Origin of the sequence: Leeuwenhoekiella sp. ZYFB001 (genome assembly GCF_011784865.1) — a bacterium.
Lineage (GTDB): Bacteria > Bacteroidota > Bacteroidia > Flavobacteriales > Flavobacteriaceae > Leeuwenhoekiella > Leeuwenhoekiella palythoae.
In genome coordinates this window covers 3,690,882-3,707,342 of the sequence record NZ_CP050460.1, presented here as the reverse complement: position 1 = coordinate 3,707,342, position 16,461 = coordinate 3,690,882, and the positions used below count along the sequence as shown (strand labels likewise).

At 39.4% G+C, this 16,461-nt stretch carries 16 protein-coding genes; 5 read left to right on the top strand and 11 right to left on the bottom strand.

The genetic code is table 11. The annotated features are described in order from the left end of the window. Positions 1-3: 3 nt before the first annotated feature. From HCN54_RS15955 to HCN54_RS15940, 4 genes are all read right to left on the bottom strand, one after another. Positions 4-1,575, bottom strand: a complete 1,572-nt coding sequence (locus HCN54_RS15955; protein ID WP_167598568.1) for a tetratricopeptide repeat protein — start codon at positions 1,573-1,575, stop codon at positions 4-6. 129 nt (positions 1,576-1,704) lie between these two features. Next, on the bottom strand, positions 1,705-1,968 hold the full coding sequence (rpmA, locus tag HCN54_RS15950; RefSeq protein ID WP_072981224.1) for a 50S ribosomal protein L27: 264 nt from the start codon (positions 1,966-1,968) through the stop codon (positions 1,705-1,707). A gap of 36 nt (positions 1,969-2,004) precedes the next feature. Beyond that, positions 2,005-2,658, bottom strand: a complete 654-nt coding sequence (gene rplU / locus HCN54_RS15945) for a 50S ribosomal protein L21 (protein WP_167598567.1) — start codon at positions 2,656-2,658, stop codon at positions 2,005-2,007. 103 nt (positions 2,659-2,761) lie between these two features. Next, a complete protein-coding gene (locus tag HCN54_RS15940) occupies positions 2,762-3,229 on the bottom strand; it encodes a DUF4199 domain-containing protein (protein ID WP_072981220.1) in 468 nt (155 codons plus the stop codon). A gap of 212 nt (positions 3,230-3,441) precedes the next feature. Here HCN54_RS15940 and HCN54_RS15935 point away from each other — a divergent pair, with 212 nt between their 5' ends. Next, complete coding sequence (locus HCN54_RS15935; protein ID WP_167598566.1) at positions 3,442-4,761, top strand: M16 family metallopeptidase; 1,320 nt, start codon at positions 3,442-3,444, stop codon at positions 4,759-4,761. 55 nt (positions 4,762-4,816) lie between these two features. Further along, positions 4,817-6,886, top strand: coding sequence for an insulinase family protein (locus HCN54_RS15930; RefSeq protein WP_167598565.1), 2,070 nt, complete (start codon positions 4,817-4,819; stop codon positions 6,884-6,886). A gap of 73 nt (positions 6,887-6,959) precedes the next feature. Here HCN54_RS15930 and HCN54_RS15925 read toward each other — a convergent pair whose 3' ends face one another. The 5 genes from HCN54_RS15925 to mutY form a co-directional block, all read right to left on the bottom strand. Continuing rightward, complete coding sequence (locus HCN54_RS15925) at positions 6,960-7,853, bottom strand: DMT family transporter (protein WP_167598564.1); 894 nt, start codon at positions 7,851-7,853, stop codon at positions 6,960-6,962. A 58-nt stretch (positions 7,854-7,911) separates the two neighbouring features. Continuing rightward, positions 7,912-8,478 (bottom strand): gliding motility lipoprotein GldD, encoded by a 567-nt coding sequence (gene gldD, locus HCN54_RS15920; protein ID WP_225599864.1) that lies wholly within the window; start codon positions 8,476-8,478, stop codon positions 7,912-7,914. Positions 8,479-8,494: 16 nt separating this feature from the next. Further along, entirely contained in the window at positions 8,495-9,823 is a 1,329-nt protein-coding gene (locus tag HCN54_RS15915) for a gliding motility-associated protein GldE (protein WP_167598563.1), read from the bottom strand. Between the two features lie 27 nt (positions 9,824-9,850). Further along, entirely contained in the window at positions 9,851-10,324 is a 474-nt protein-coding gene (locus HCN54_RS15910) for a single-stranded DNA-binding protein (protein WP_167598562.1), read from the bottom strand. A gap of 101 nt (positions 10,325-10,425) precedes the next feature. Next, positions 10,426-11,514 carry an A/G-specific adenine glycosylase gene (gene mutY, locus HCN54_RS15905; protein WP_167598561.1) on the bottom strand — a complete coding sequence of 363 codons (1,089 nt, stop codon included), beginning with the start codon at positions 11,512-11,514 and terminating at the stop codon, positions 10,426-10,428. Between the two features lie 128 nt (positions 11,515-11,642). Here mutY and HCN54_RS15900 point away from each other — a divergent pair, with 128 nt between their 5' ends. The 3 genes from HCN54_RS15900 (at position 11,643) to HCN54_RS15890 (ending at position 14,417) form a co-directional block, all read left to right on the top strand. Continuing rightward, complete coding sequence (locus HCN54_RS15900; protein ID WP_009778552.1) at positions 11,643-11,939, top strand: HU family DNA-binding protein; 297 nt, start codon at positions 11,643-11,645, stop codon at positions 11,937-11,939. 302 nt (positions 11,940-12,241) lie between these two features. Continuing rightward, the gene (locus HCN54_RS15895) at positions 12,242-13,777 is read left to right on the top strand and encodes a ribonuclease E/G (RefSeq protein WP_167598560.1); all 1,536 of its coding nucleotides are present in this window, start codon (positions 12,242-12,244) and stop codon (positions 13,775-13,777) included. A 160-nt stretch (positions 13,778-13,937) separates the two neighbouring features. Further along, on the top strand, positions 13,938-14,417 hold the full coding sequence (locus HCN54_RS15890) for a regulatory protein RecX (protein ID WP_167598559.1): 480 nt from the start codon (positions 13,938-13,940) through the stop codon (positions 14,415-14,417). Here the strand turns inward: HCN54_RS15890 and HCN54_RS15885 are convergent. Together HCN54_RS15885 and bioB are read right to left on the bottom strand one after the other, a co-directional pair. After that, complete coding sequence (locus tag HCN54_RS15885; protein ID WP_167598558.1) at positions 14,414-15,280, bottom strand: cupin-like domain-containing protein; 867 nt, start codon at positions 15,278-15,280, stop codon at positions 14,414-14,416. The genes HCN54_RS15890 and HCN54_RS15885 overlap by 4 nt on opposite strands. Positions 15,281-15,298: 18 nt before the next feature. Continuing rightward, positions 15,299-16,378: a biotin synthase BioB gene (gene bioB, locus HCN54_RS15880; RefSeq protein WP_410503575.1), complete on the bottom strand. Its 1,080-nt coding sequence runs from the start codon at positions 16,376-16,378 to the stop codon at positions 15,299-15,301. Between the last annotated feature and the right edge of the window lie 83 nt (positions 16,379-16,461).

Sequence of the window (16,461 nt, the reverse complement as noted above, 5' to 3'; positions counted from 1 at the left end):
TTTCTATAACTTTAGCATAAAATTCACGAGTTCATCTTCTCGTTCTAGCGGTAATTTTTTACGCAGACGGTAACGCGCCACCCGAACACTGTCTGGAGTTATGCGCAATACCGAAGCGATCTCTTTAGACGAAAGATCAAGACGAAGTAACAAACACAAGCGAAGTTCTGTAGCCGATAATTTTTGTAGTGCTGCCTGATTGAGCTTTCGAGTAAAATCAGGATGAATCTCATTAAACAGCCCCATAAACTGTTCCCATTCATTCTCCTCTTGCAAATGCGTATTCAGATCGTTAGAAAGTTCATGGAGTTTCGCAGGAATATCCATTCGTTTACGCGTGCTCAATTTTTGTAAAGTTCCTGAGACTTCTTCAAGCAGCTTGTTCTTTTGAGCCAGACTCAAACTGTATTTGGAAAGCGTGGCCGTTTTAAGCTGAATTTGATTTTGTAGGTTTTGCTCCTGAGCGGCTTTTGTTTCCAACTCAGCTTCTAGCGCTCGTTGCTTATATAGCTCAACAGCTAACCGCGCTTGTCGCTTTCTTTTCTGTATGTAAAAAAGCAATCCGGAAGTAGCAACCAGCACAAATATGGTCAGTAAAAGCGCTATAAACTTGATCTGGGCCGTTTTGTTTTTCGCCTGAAGCAAATCTATCTTAGCTTGTTTTTCTTTGGTTTCATACACCGTTTGCAATGCGTTAAGCTGATTAAAGTTTTGAGAATAAAACTGCTGTTCTACCAGATCTTGATAGGCTAAGGCATAGTGATGCGCCAGCTTAAAATCTTGCGCTAATGCATAAGCTTTTGACAGATCTTTATAGGCACTTTCAACCTGATGCGCATTTTGAAACGTCTCAGCAAGCTCTAGGGCTTCAGTGGTCTTAACAATGGCTTGCGCGTAGTTTCCTTTTTTCCGGTAGACATCGGCCAGATTGTTTAATGCGTTAACTTGCCTTTCGTCTTCGGTATTTTTAAAATAACTGAAGGCTTTTTCAAAATAGGTATAGGCTTTATCGTAATCCTTCAGGTCCTCATAAATGCTACCGATGTTTTCAAGAACAACAGCTTCACCCGTGACATCAGCTAGATTTTGATAGATTTGTAGACTTTTTTGCTGAAATTCAAGGGCTTTTTGAGGTTGCTCCTGTTTTTCCCAGCAGGTACCAAGCAGTTGATAACTCTTCGCCTGAAGCTGTAAAAACTGCTGCGCTTCTGAATAGCCCAAGCTACTGTTTAAAAACTCTATCGCCTTTGTATAATTATTGAGCGCTATGTATATTTCAGCGAGTTCGTTCTGTATTGTTGCGGTAGTCTGACTGCTTTGCTGCGAATTTTCAAGCGCTGCGTTATAATGCGTGACCGCTTCTGTGTAGATCTGACTTTGCTTATAAAACCGGGCTAAATTGAAATGCGCAAGACTCAACTGCGCTGCATCCTGACTTTTTTTGGCAGAGTCTAGTTCGTTTTTGTAGGCATAAAAAACAGAATCTTCAAAAACCTGAAAACGCTCTTTTATTTGCTGCGCCTGAATACTGCCGGCTACGCAAGAAAAAAGAATAAAAAATAAATACCTCAACATTGCTTCTGCTTAATCAAGCAATATAATGGTCTAATGTTACCGCATTATTAGATTAAGTTTAAATCAAGGCATAAAAAAAGCCTCATTATCTTAACGATAATGAGGCTTTTTAGATCTTAAACAAAGTTCTTAAGCTTCTGCAGTAGGTACTACAGATACATAAGATTTGTTGTCTTTCTTTTTAGTAAACTTAACGATACCGTCTACTTTAGCGTGTAAAGTATGATCTTTTCCACCATAAACGTTATCACCTGGATGGTGCGTGTTACCACGTTGTCTAACGATGATGTTACCAGCTACTGCTGCTTGACCACCAAAAATCTTAACACCTAGACGTTTCGATTCTGATTCTCTACCGTTCTTAGAACTACCTACTCCTTTTTTGTGAGCCATCTTATTCTAGTTTTATGGTTATACTTAATTCAGCGTTTATTTTTCTACTCCGCCGTCTAATCTATCTTGTAATTCTTTAAGCTCATCCCACTTTCCTTCAGCAGCTAAAGCAGCTTGCTTTGGCCAAGTTTCAGTAACGATGTGGCTTAATCTTGAGCTTGCTTCAGAAAGAACTTCGCTCAATTTTTCTGGAGAAGTCTTGGCAACTTTAGCGAAAGTATCAATTCCTGCAGCTACTAATGCTTCAGCAGCTTTTGGTCCTGCACCTTCAATCTTTTTAAGATCATCTCCTTTTGAAGAAGCTTTTGCTTTTTTAGCCTTTGGCTCTTCAGCTTTTGCTTCTTTCTTTTCGGTCTTAGGAGCAGCTTTTTTGCCTCCTTTTAAAGAAATATCGCCAATTACAATCTCAGTTAAAGATTGACGGTGACCATTTTTCTTCTTATAACCTTTACGTCTTTTCTTTTTGAAAACAATTACTTTGTCTCCTTTTAAATGACGTGAAATCTTTGCTCCTACTAGAGCTCCTTCTATAGCCGGGGCGCCTAAAGTGATGTTGTCACCATCTCCTGCCAAAAGAACTTTATCAAAAGAAACTTCGTCTCCTTCTTCTCCTGCCAAGCGGTTCACAAAAACCTTCTGGTCTTTTGCAACTTTAAATTGCTGCCCTGCTATCTCTACAATTGCGTACATAGCGTAATTATTAAAAAATAGTTTTAAAAATTCTTAAACCTTCTGATTTAAGAGGGCGCAAATATACAGCTATTTACTTACAATACAAACCAATAATGTAAAATTACGCTTGAGTAGTTTTTGGTTTCTTTTTTAAATTCCAGCTGGGCTTAAATAATTGCATAAAACTCAAAGTCAGTACTGTACTGGTTGCAAACCCCATAATGGCCACTACAAAAATCACGCTACCCAAACTGGTATTGTACGTCGTTTCCCAAGCCGCGATCATATTGCTTAAAAAATCGGGATTGAGATTACCTGCATATAGTGCAAAGAAAGCGGTAAAAATGATCGTTGCAACAAAACCAGTCACAACGCCAACAGAAAAACCATCACCGTACTCAAAATCTTTTCCTTTACTGAGTTTGTAGTATTTAATGGCTTCATAAATTCCAAAACCGGTTATCACGCCATTAAACAAACTGAACAACGGATTGGTGTGTAATTCAAATAAGGCTAAAACGAGAAAGTAAGCGATCAAGCCAGCAGATATGGCGATGCCAAAACGTATAGGAAGTGCGATCTTAAGCATAACTTTATTTTTTTTGATTCCTACTAAATTTCATAATTAAAACGCTCAATGTCAGCTAACATCTTGTTAAAATTAAATATTCAAAAATTCAGTTTGCAGTACCTTAACTTTATTGCTAATTAAAAATTACTATGAATGTTAAAATTGAATCAGTATGTAACATTCGCTCCATATCCATTACTTATTACCGAAACAAAATAAAAACTCTATTCATGAAAAAAACGCTTTTTTCACTGGCTTCAATTTTTGCGATGAGCCTTTCAATTCAGGCGCAAGAGGTAGAATTTGAAGAATATGATCTTGATAACGGCTTACACGTTATTTTACATCAGGATAACACCGCTCCTGTAGTCACTACTTCTGTAATGTATCACGTGGGAGGAAAAGATCGCGAGGATGGCCGCACGGGCTTTGCTCACTTTTTTGAGCATTTACTCTTTGAGGGAACCGAAAATATTGAGAACGGAAAATGGTTTGAAATCGTAAGTTCAAACGGCGGAACCAATAATGCCAACACCTCTCAAGACCGCACCTATTATTATGAAGTGTTTCCGTCAAACAACCTTGAATTAGGTTTATGGATGGAGTCTGAGCGTATGCTTCACCCGGTCATCAAGCAAGACGGTGTAGATACACAAAACGAAGTAGTCAAAGAGGAGCGCCGTTTACGTTATGACAACTCGCCTTATGGTCAGTTTCTATTTGCAATCAGCGAGCAACTTTTTGAAAACCATCCTTACAAAGATCCAAACGTAGGTTATATGGAAGATCTTGACGCAGCTTCTTTACAGGAGTTCAAGGATTACTTTGATAAATATTACAAGCCTAGCAATGCTGTTTTAGTTGTTGCCGGTGATATCGAAGTTGATGAAACTAAAAAATTAATCGAAGACTATTTTGGTCCTATCCCAAGTGGACCAGCGCTTGAGCGCAGTTATCCTACCGAAGAGCCAATTACCGAGGCTACACGTAGCCAATTTTACGACTCTAACATTCAAGTTCCTGCGATTCTAACCGCATACCGCACCCCGGGATATGGTGACCGCGACGCTTATGTTCTCAATATGATATCCTCTTATTTAAGCGACGGAAAAAGTTCTAAGCTTTACAAAAAGATGGTTGACGATGAGAAAAAAGCGCTTCAAATTGGTGCTATAAACCTTGAGCAAGAAGACTATGGTATGTATATCATTTTTGGTCTTCCGCTTGGCGAAACAAGCCTTGACACGCTTATAGAAGGTATGGAAGAAGAAATAACCAAATTGCGCAACGAACTTATCTCTGAATCTGATTACGAGAAATTGCAAAACAAAGCCGAAACTAATTTTGTAAACTCAAATTCTAGCGTAGAGGGTATTGCAAACACTTTGGCGCGCAATTACATGCTTTATGACGACACTAATTTGATCAACTCTGAAATAGAAATTTACCGTTCGATCACCAGAGAAGAGATCAAAGAAGTTGCTAATAAATACCTGAAGCCTAACCAACGCGTAGAAGTAGAATATTTACCTAAAAAAGAAGATCAGTAATCTTCAGTTTATAATCCGCTTTAAACTTCAGAAACAGAATTAAAATACGATTTAGATGAAAAATATATTCTTTAGCTTACTATTTATCTGCAGCTTAAGTGCAGTAGCTCAAATAGACCGAAGCACTCAACCTAAGGCTGGTCCCGCTCCGGAAATCAATCTAAGTGAGCCGGAAACTTTTACCTTAAAAAACGGACTTAAAGTGATCGTGGTTGAGAACCACAAATTACCACGAGTTGCCTACACACTTACTTTAGACAACCCACCAATCGCCGAAGGGGACAAAACAGGCGCTGCAGCCTTAGCGGGATCTTTATTAGGCCAAGGTTCGCAAAGCATCAGCAAAGATGACTTTAACGAAGAAGTTGATTATATGGGTGCTCGTATGAGTTTTGGCTCACAATACGCATCTGCTAGCGGACTTTCGCAATATGCAGAGCGCATTCTAGAATTACTCGCAGACGCTGCAATTCATCCTAATTTTACACAGGAAGAATTTGAAAAAGAGCAAACCAAATTGATCGAAGGTTTAAAAACCAACGAAAAAAGTGTTGCGGCAGCAGCTGGTCAAGTAAGCCGGGCGCTACTTTATGGTAAGAATCATCCTAAAGGGGAGTTTGAAACTCAGGAAGGCTTAGAAAAAATAACTTTGGCAGACGCTAAAGCATTTTACAACAAGGCTTTTATTCCTAATAATGCTTACCTCGTAGTGGTTGGGGATGTTGATTTTAAAGACATCAAAAAATGGGTTTCAGCCGATTTTAAAGATTGGAAAAAAGGTGCTGCATTAAGCAATGATTTTGCAACTCCTCAAAACGTTTCTACTCCAGAAATTGATTTTGTTGATATGCCTAACGCCGTACAATCTCAGGTAATCGTACAAAACCTTGTAGATTTAAAAATGAGCGATCCTGATTATTTCCCGGTATTGATCGCTAACCAAATTCTAGGCGGCGGCGGAGAAGGTCGTTTATTCTTAAATCTTAGAGAAGATAAAGGCTATACTTATGGCGCGTATTCAAGCATCAGCGACAGTAAATATGGTAAAACTTCGTTTAGCGCTTCGGCAAGTGTACGTAATATGGTAACAGACAGTTCTGTTGTTGCTTTCTTAGAAGAAATTGACAAGATTCGTCAAGAGCCTGTTTCAGCAACAGATCTCAAAAATGCTAAAGCAAAATATGTAGGAAGCTTTGTACGCTCGTTAGAGCAGCCAAGCACTATTGCGCGCTTTGCATTAAATAAGGAAACCGAAAACCTACCCGATGATTTTTATCAAGATTATCTAAGTAAAGTAAACGCCGTTACGGTTGCAGATGTGCAGCGTGTCGCTAAAAAATATTTCTTAGGTGATAATGCACGCATCGTGATCGCGGGTAAAGGAAGTGAAGTTCTTGAAAACCTTGAAAAGGTAACCTATAAAGGAAAAACCATTCCGGTTAAGTATTTTGACAAAAAAGCCAATGCGGTTGAAAAACCTACCTATGAAGTAGCGCTTCCTGAAGGTGTTACGGCAACTACCGTTTTTAATAATTATATTGAAGCTATTGGTGGTAAAGAAGCTGTTGCAGGAATTAATTCGATCGTTATGATGGGAGAAGGTAGCGTTCAAGGCACGCCTTTAAAACTGACCATCAAGAAAACGAATAAAGACCAATTTTTACAAGAAATTTCGGTAATGGGTAATGTGATGTCTAAGCAGGTCTTAAATGGAGATAATGCTTCGATCTCTGCGCAGGGACAAACTATGAATCCGTCTCCGGAGCAAGTTGAAGCATTGAAAAAAGAGGCTGCGATCATCCCGGAAGTCAATATGATCAACGACGCTTCTATAAATCTTTTAGGTATCGAAAAAGTTGACGGTAAAAATGCGTACGCAGTCGCACTTACTGATACTAAAAAAGCATTTTATGACACCGAAAGCGGTTTGAAAATTAAAGAAGAGACCACACAAGAAATGCAAGGTCAAACCTTTGTACAGACCATTCAGTTTGATGACTATAAGCCGGCGGGAGCGATTGTTGTTCCTTACAAATTATCTCAATCTATGGGACCTCAAAACATCGAATTTACATTCTCTGAAATCAAAGTGAATGAAGGTGTAAGTGACGCAGACTTTGAATAGAAAGAAGCTTTAAACGTATGCGCTAAGGGTTTTTAAATCCTTTGGCGGTGCCAATAAATCAAGAAAGACCAACTTAACCGTTGGTCTTTTTTTGTTTTCTATTCGCATTAACCAGATACACGCCGGTTAAAATGACGCCGGCACCAAGAAGATGGATTAAGGTGAAACGCTCTCCATCGAGTAAGCCCCAAAAGATTCCAACAATAGGAATCAAATAGGTCACTGAAGTCGAGAACACCGCCGAAGATATTTGCACCAATTTATTGAATAAAATTTTGGCCAGTGCAGTCCCAAAAAACGCCAGGATCAATACATAGAGCAAAGAACTTTTAATTGCAGGGTCTTCGATATTCAATTGCGTTCCGCCGGAAAAATAAAGCACGATTAACGCAGGAATGAGCATTACGCTAAAGTTTCCCACCGCAATTGCCAAAGAAGAAACTTCCTGCAGTTTCGCCTTTAGAATATTAGCGTTGCCTGCATAACACAGCGCGGCAAGCACAACAAAACCGGCAAAAAGATAATTTTGTTCAGGGTTCACTTCAGCACCTTGAAAAATGAGTATTCCCGCTCCTAAAAGCCCCAAAACAACCCCGATAATTTGGTTACGGGTAAAAGCGATGTTAAACAGTAAAAATCCTAAAACAATTGTGAATAGTGGAACTAACGAATTTAAGATCGAAGCGATACTGCTGTCTATTTGCGTTTCAGCATAAGAGAATAAAAATACCGGTAGAAATGTACCCAGTAGCGCGCTCAAAGCAACCCAACCCCACTGCTGCTTTGAGATTTTAAACAGCTTTTTAAAACCGATTAGGAAGAGAAAAATCGTAGTAAAAACAATTCTAAATGCGCCTAATTGCAAGGGTGTTAAACCTACCAAACCTTTCTTGATCAAAATATACGAAGTACCCCAGATCAACGAAAGTATAAAAAGATACAACCACTTTTTATTGGTCTCTTGCATAGCTCAATTTTGAGCTGCAAAATTGGGATTTAATACGCAGAAAAGTATCGAGAAACGCTTATTTCTTCCATTTTAAAGACTCCATCAAATGTCTGATGTCGTTTTTAAGATAGGCCGCAGCAGGAAGAATACTGTCGTAATTGGGCGTCACATTAAAGTAAATAGAACCGGTTATGAAATGCGAAGTACTATCAGTCACGTAAAACTGGGATTGAGAAGCAGCATTACCAGCCACATCATAAAACATCCCATATACGCCGTGATAGTCATTTACATACTTTTCTTCGGCGATATTATCCGCTTTAACCACGTGCTCATAGGTGAGTTTTTGTGCATCCACCAACAACTCTTTAATATTGTTATTTACCGGTCTATACGTAAGGTATAATGCACCGTTCATTTCGGGATATTCCAACACCGCAGAACAGTCACTTTTATAACGCACGACCGCCTTGGTATTTTTCATAAACTCATAAGGACAATCAGTACTTGTATAAGCAGTGTAGTCAGGTTTATCGTAATCGAGCGCGAGAAAACCATCAGGTTTAGGGAGCACTTCTTCTTTACAAGAAAACAGAATTCCGCAACAAAATGCTATAAAAAAATATGTTCTGAATTGCTTCAAGGAAATGATTTTACGCCTAATCTATATCTTTAATAGTAAGCTTGATTTGCTTGATACGCTTTTGATCAATCACTTCAATAGTGAACGCGTAATGCTCAAAATTTAGTATTTCGTTCTTCCGCGGAAAACCTTTAGATATTTCAAGTAAAAAACCGGCAAGCGTTTCGGCTTCGCCTTTATTATCTTCAAAAGCCGTATTGTCTTCAAGCCTGATCACTTTATAAAAATCCTTCAGTGAAGTTTTCCCTTCAAAGATGTAATTGTTGTCATCAAGTTTAGAGAAAATAATATCCTCATCGTCAAACTCATCGCTGATATCGCCCACGATTTCTTCGATGATATCTTCCATAGAGATCAAACCGCTGGTCCCGCCATATTCATCAACGACGATTGCAAGGTGATTACGCTTGTCTTTAAACTCATTGAGCAGATCATCAAGCTTTTTGTTCTCAGGAACAAAGTACGGATCCCGCAACAGGCTCGTCCACTCAAAAGTCTCTTTATCTATATGCGGAAGCAAATCTTTTACATAAAGAATTCCGGCAATATTGTCGATGTTTTCTGTAAAAACAGGTATTCGCGAATACCCATTTTCAATGATCAACGGAATCACTTCTTGATAAGTCAGCTCCTCATTGAGCGCAAAAATATCCATCCGCGGTTTCATCACCTGCTTGGTATCTGTGTTACCAAAACTTACGATTCCCTTTAAAATCTTTTGCTCTTCTACCGATGTATCATCCTCACTCGTAAGCTCTAAAGCCTGACCAAGATGATCTATACTAATATTTGCTTTCTGTTTCCCAAAACGGTCCTGAAGAAACAAAGTAACTGCGCGCATAGGAATACTCAAAGGCGAGATGATCACATCCAAAACCAGCATAGGATAAGCCATCTGACCGGAAAATGCTACTTTATTCCTACTTGCGTAAACCTTAGGCAGAATCTCACCAAACATCAAGATTAAAAAAGTTACCGCAACTACTTCAACAAGAAATCTAAGGTTGATGATCCAGAACTGGTATTGCTCAAGACCTGCAAAAAGGGTTTCGCCAAGACTGGCAAAAATGAGTACGATCGCAATGTTGATGAAATTATTGGCAACCAAAATAGTCGCAAGCAGCTTTTTTGGCTTCTCGAGTAGGCGCACCACAAGACTTTCTTTCTTGGTTTGCTTTTCTACATCAAGCTCAAGATCTGCCGGAGTAAGCGCAAAAAATGCGACTTCTGTACCACTAATCAGTGCAGAACAAATAAGTAAAACAATCACAGCAACAATCTCTATAACCGTAGTTACCGAAAAGCCTTGCTGAATAATTAATAAACTTGGGGGGTCAGGATCCAATGCAATTAATTTGTTTAGTCGGTATAATTAAAATGGTAAATCGTCTTCATCGTCATCTTCATAACCGGGAGAGACCGGTGATGGAGAAGGTTTAGGAGTGCTTGCAGGAGCAGTACTTTGTGCCGGCTGCACACCTGTAGACTGCGAGGTCATTCCGCTAGCATCTTTAGGTGTTAAGAAAGTGAAGTCTGTACATTGAATTTCTGTACTGTAACGCTCAGCGCCAGATTCATCTTGCCACTTACGTGTTTTGATTCTTCCTTCGACATAAACTTTATCTCCTTTTTTGAGATACTTTTCGCAAATCTCAGCTCCTTTATTACGCACAACGATGTTATGCCACTCGGTATTACTTACGCGCTCTCCCGTAGTACGGTTAGTATACGTCTCATTTGTCGCAAGCGGAAAACGACCAATCGCTCCACCGCCTTCAAAATAGTGCATCTTTACATCATCACCCGTGTGCCCTATGAGCATTACTTTATTTAGCGTACCAGACATATTCTCTAAGTTTTAGAGGTCAAAAGTAACTAAAATTAAGGAGTTGCTCAACTAAAATGGCGTTAACACCTCACAATAAATACGGGTCAAAATTCTTTATTTTATTCTAAAAAGTCTTTAAAATCAAAGTCTTCTAAAAAACGATCTATTACTCGCGGAATTGCAAAATCACCTAGACGCTCATAAGCCATCGTCTGCAAACCAGATGCTTCACTAAGCTTTACCACCCAGAATTTCACATGTAGTTTTTGATGCGATAGCTTATGTATAATAGGCGCTCGTTGTTGCAGAATAATCTCTTCTACCGGCAACGCTTCAAATTTGACCGGTTTATCCATTCCTAAAATCATCAACTTGTTTGCGCTTTCGCGAAAGTGTTCTTCCTGCAAGTCCTTTTCAGTTTCTAAAAGCGGAAAGTCAAATAGTCCGCGCCAAATTCCTTTTTCTTTACGTTGTTGAATCAGGGTTTCACCTTTACGAGTAATGAAGATCAAATAATTAAAAAAGCGATCTCGCACTTTGATCTTTCCTTTCTTTACGGGTAAATCGGCAATCCTTCCTTGCTGAAAAGCGACACAGCTTTCACTGAAAGGGCAATGCAAACAATACGGATTCTTAGGCTTACATTGTGTGGCGCCAAATTCCATAATCGCTTGATTAAACGTAGCAGGATCCTTCTTATCTATAAGCCCTTGAGCCAAAGCTTTAAATTCTTTCGCCCCGGGTGTACTATTAATAGGAGTGTCTATCCCATAAATTCTAGAGAGCACGCGATATACATTACCATCAACCACAGCAGTTGCTTCATTAAAACATATAGAAGCAATGGCACTGGCGGTGTAGTCCCCCACTCCTTTAAGCTTCTTTAATTCTTTATACGTATCCGGAAAAATACCATCAAGATCATAAGCTACCTTTTTTGCCGTGGCGTGCAGGTTTCTGGCGCGTGAATAATAACCTAAGCCTTGCCATAATTTAAGGACGTCATCTTCTGGAGCAGCAGCCAGTGCTTTTACGTCAGGATAGGTCTCCACAAAGCTAAAATAGTAGGGCATTCCCTGCTCTACACGCGTTTGCTGAAGTATGATTTCAGACAACCAAATGCTATAAGGGTCTTGAGTTTGTCGCCAGGGCAGTTCTCTCTTATTTTGTAAATACCAGTGTATGAGTTTTTTAGAAAAGTTTAACACAAAAAATACCTTTTGGTCAAATTAACCGTTTATCTAGTTATATTTTAATCTTTTACGCTTGAAATATTGATTTATTAATATGTATATTTGCACCCTTGAAAATTTTTAACCCCCTAAAATAACAAGCAATGACAAAAGCAGATATTGTTGCCAAAATTTCTGAGAAACTAGGAATCGAGAAAAACGATGTACAAGCAACTGTTGAAACCTTCATGACTGAAGTAAAAAATTCTTTAGAAGGTGGTGACAATGTTTACCTAAGAGGTTTTGGAAGTTTTATCATTAAAACTCGTGCTGAGAAAACCGGCCGTAACATTTCTAAGAATACTACAATCAAGATACCAGCTCATAACATCCCTGCATTTAAACCTGCAAAGGTATTTGTTGAAGGTGTTAAGTCAAACGTATCTGTAGACGAAAACTAACTATTAATTTTAAATTGAATTCTTATGCCAAGTGGTAAGAAAAGAAAAAGACACAAGGTAGCGACGCACAAGCGTAAAAAACGTCGTCGTGCTAACCGTCACAAGAAGAAAAAGTAGTCTAGCACTACTTTTTCTTTTATTATACGTTTAGTATAATACCGTTCATTGACATCAGGAGCCGTTTTCTAAATTTTTAGAAAAACAGACCCTCCTAACGTAAACACAAATTCCTGTGAAAAATAATGTTTAATCTTTTGCAGCAATCCGTTATGGATGATGCTGTGGATATAATTTAATGAAGCGTGAATAATGAATTAATAATTCGATCCAGTTCCACTTCAGTTGATTTTGCCCTTTTAAAAGATGGTAAACTAATAGAATTACATAAGGATGAGGAAGATAACCAGTTTAGCGTAGGCGATATTTTTATCGCTAAAATACGTAAAACGGTTTCTGGTCTTAACGCCGCATTTGTCAATGTGGGCTACGAGAAAGATGCATTTTTGCACTATCACGATCTAGGACCTCAGCTTCCCACTCTTTTGAAATTTGTAAAACGTGTAAGCACAGGTAAACTCAAGGATTTTTCCTTAAAAAACTTTCCTACAGAAAAAGATATTGACAAAAACGGAAAAATAGCAGATGCTGTTAAATCTAACCAGTCAATTCTTGTTCAAGTGGTAAAAGAACCCATCTCAACTAAAGGCCCAAGAATTAGCAGTGAGCTTTCTATCGCCGGGAGATATGTGGTTCTCGTTCCTTTTTCTGACCGAATTTCTATTTCTCAAAAAATAGAATCCCGAGAAGAAAAAGCAAGACTTAAACGCTTGATGCAAAGCATTCGCCCCAAAGGTTTTGGTGTGATTGTACGCACCGTCGCTGAAGGAAAAATGGTTGCAGAGCTAGACAAAGATCTACAAAACTTGGTGGACCGCTGGACCGCCATGTGTAAAAAATTACACAATGCTCATTTGCCCAGTAAAGTTTTAGGCGAGATGAATAGAGCCTCTTCTATGTTAAGAGACCTCTTTAACGACTCGTTTACAAACATCTGCGTAGATGATGAAACATTGTACTACCAAATCAAAGACTACTTGCAAGAGATTGCACCTAATAAAGAAAGTATCGTAAAACTCTATCAAAACACTGTGCCTATTTATGAAAAACACGGCATAGAGCGTCAAATAAAAACTTCGTTTGGCAAGACCGTTTCTATGAGTAGAGGAGCCTATCTGGTAATAGAACATACCGAAGCCCTTCACGTAATAGATGTAAATAGCGGTAACCGCTCAAGCAAAGCAAAAAGTCAAGAGGACACTGCTTTAGAAGTGAATTTGATCGCTGCCACCGAAATTGCCAGACAACTTCGTCTGCGCGATATGGGTGGGATCATAGTAGTAGATTTTATCGATATGGGCAAAGCCGAAAATCGCAAAAAACTGTTTAATCACCTACGTGATGAGATGAGCGACGATCGTGCCAAGCATAAAATTTTACCGCCTAGTAAATTTGGTCTTATACAAATCACACGTCAACGTGTGCGTCCCGAGATGAATATAAAAACTCGAGAAAAAGACCCTAACGGAGACGGTGAGATCGAAGCGCCTATTAGTGTTGTAAATCGCATACAAGCAGATTTGATCAAACTATTCAAAAAAGACTATAAAAAGATCACGTTACACACGCATCCGTTTATAGCAGCCTTCTTGACAAAAGGCTTCCCTTCAGTACGTTCTAAATGGTTTTTAGAACACAAAAAATGGGTTAAAATAATGCCCAGAGATGCTTACACGTATCTCGAGTACCGTTTTACAAGAGACGGGAAAGAAATTAGATAAACTGAAACAACCCTCATCGTGCAAACGGTGGGGGTTTTTTATTGGACCCTCATTGCCCTGACGGGCATTTCTCCCAAAGGGAGAAAAATTAGAAGCTTTGAACTAAATTGGTCTGTAGTGGATTAAAAAGACCTTAAATTTGAATTCTCAACCTAGAATTTTGAATCAACAACCCACAAAAACTTACACTGTAGAAGAAGCCAAGCGCAAGCTTGAAGCCTATTGCGCCTATCAAGATCGCTGTCACAAAGAGGTGCGTGAAAAGTTGATTCAAATGCGAATGATACCCGATGCTGTAGACGCGATCATCTACCACTTACTCCAGCATAAATTTCTAGATGAAGAACGCTTTGCCCGTAGTTTTGCCCGCGGAAAATTTCGTCATAAAAAATGGGGAAAAAACCGCATCAAACAAGAATTGAAGCAACGCGAAATAGGCACTTACCTCATAAACAAAGCCTTTACCGAAATCCCCGAAGAAGAATACCGAAATACGTTTGACGCTTTGGCACAAAAACGTTTTGACTCACTCACCGAAAAAGACAAATACAAAAAGCGTAAAAAATTAGCTGATTACCTCCTTTATCGCGGCTGGCCGGGAGATTGGGTTTATGAAAAGGCTAAAGAGTTGATTCCTTAAACTGCCAACCCGTGTTTTTTATGCGTTTCTGCGATAGCTCGCTCATTTTTCTCATCAATCCAGGCTTGCCCTTTACGGCGACGCATCAAGTTATCAAAATGACGCATGATAAAAACGTTATACACGGCTTGTAAGAGGTGTTTAGGCTTTCTTGGTAATGCACGCAAGCTCATGCTAAATCCGGGCGTTACATACTTCATATAATGCCAATAGCCTTCGGGCATATATAAAGTTTCTCCGTGTTTTAAATCACACACTAAACCTTCGGCTTTTTTAAGCACCGGGAATTTCTCATAATCAGGATGATCAAAATCGATATCCTCTCTTGTGATCAAGGAGTGTGGTACTTTATACAGATTTTCGGTTTGATCTGGCGGAAATAAAATACAGCGCTTTTTTCCGTGGAAATGAAAGTGTAAAATATTGGCCCAATCAATGTCGTGGTGCATAAATACTTTAGAGTTCTCACCCCCAAAAAACACCATCGGGATCTGCTTGATCAACCGCAATCCTATTTTCGGAAACTTAAAATCCTTCTTAAGCGAAGGCACTTCCTTCATAATATTGTACAAGAAAATACGATAGTTGGTAGGTTCACGCTTCAGCAGATCTACATAATCTGCCATTTTCATTTTGGCGTGTGCCTGATTAAAACCATCTTCGTGCGTTACCGGACGATCATCATAGAGCGGCACTTCTTTATCGCCGGCGATCTCTTTAATATAATCTAAACTCCACTTGTCATACGCCGGCCAATCTCCTATGAGATTCTCTATAACCACCGGCTTTTGTGGCTTTAGGTAGTTTTTTACAAACTCCGCTTTGGTAATGCTTTTTACCCTATGTATTTCGGTAAGTTTCAAGTATGTTCTAAAATTTAATTAAGCTTTAGCCTTTGCTTTCGCTTCTTCATTACGCGGAATGGTATGCCCTGGTCGTGACCATTTTGGTTTTTCGCCTTTAGGCAAATGTTTAGAATCTGCTGCTTCAACAGTTTCCGGCTGTGCTTTTTTCACAAAAGGCGTTTGCGGATTTAATCCTAACAGCTTGAACATTTCCATATCCTCGTTCACATCAGGGTTAGGCGTGGTAAGTAATTTATCACCCGCAAAGATCGAATTTGCTCCGGCAAAGAAACACATAGCCTGCCCTTCTCTGCTCATCTGTGTACGTCCTGCACTTAGTCGCACTTGAGTCTGCGGCATTACAATACGGGTAGTGGCAACCATACGCACCATTTCCCAAATAGAAATAGGTTCTATATCTTCCATCGGAGTTCCTTCAACTGCTACAAGCGCATTAATAGGCACACTCTCTGGCTGTGGATCTAAAGTGGCTAGTGCCACCAGCATTCCTGCGCGGTCTTCTACTTTTTCTCCCATTCCTATGATTCCACCGCTACATACCGTGACGTTAGTTTTACGCACATTGCCTATCGTATCTAAACGATCCTGAAAGGCGCGTGTAGAAATCACATCTTTATAATAATCTTCTGACGTATCTAAGTTATGATTGTAAGCATACAAACCGGCTTCAGCCAGACGCTGCGCCTGATTTTCGGTGATCATACCTAGCGTACAACACACTTCCATATCCAGTTTATTTATGGTACGCACCATTTCTAAAACCTGATCAAACTCTTCACCATCCTTTACATTTCTCCAGGCAGCACCCATACAAACGCGTGAGCTACCGGCAGCTTTTGCACGTAAGGCTTGCGCTTTTACGTGACTTACTCGCATCAAGTCGTTGCCCTCAATATCAGTATGGTATCGGGCTGCTTGCGGGCAGTACCCACAATCTTCTGGGCAACCTCCTGTTTTTATAGAAAGTAATGTGGAAACCTGTACCGTATTTGGGTCGTGAAACTCACGATGTACCGTTGCGGCTTCGTAAAGCAATTCCATCAACGGTTTATTGTAAATCTCTAGAATTTCTTCGCGGGTCCAATTGTGTCTCATGTAATTCAATTTTTTACTTAAACCTAAATCTTCAAAATCAAACGCTCTGAAGTTTAAGTTCTGGAAGCGGTTTCAAAAATACT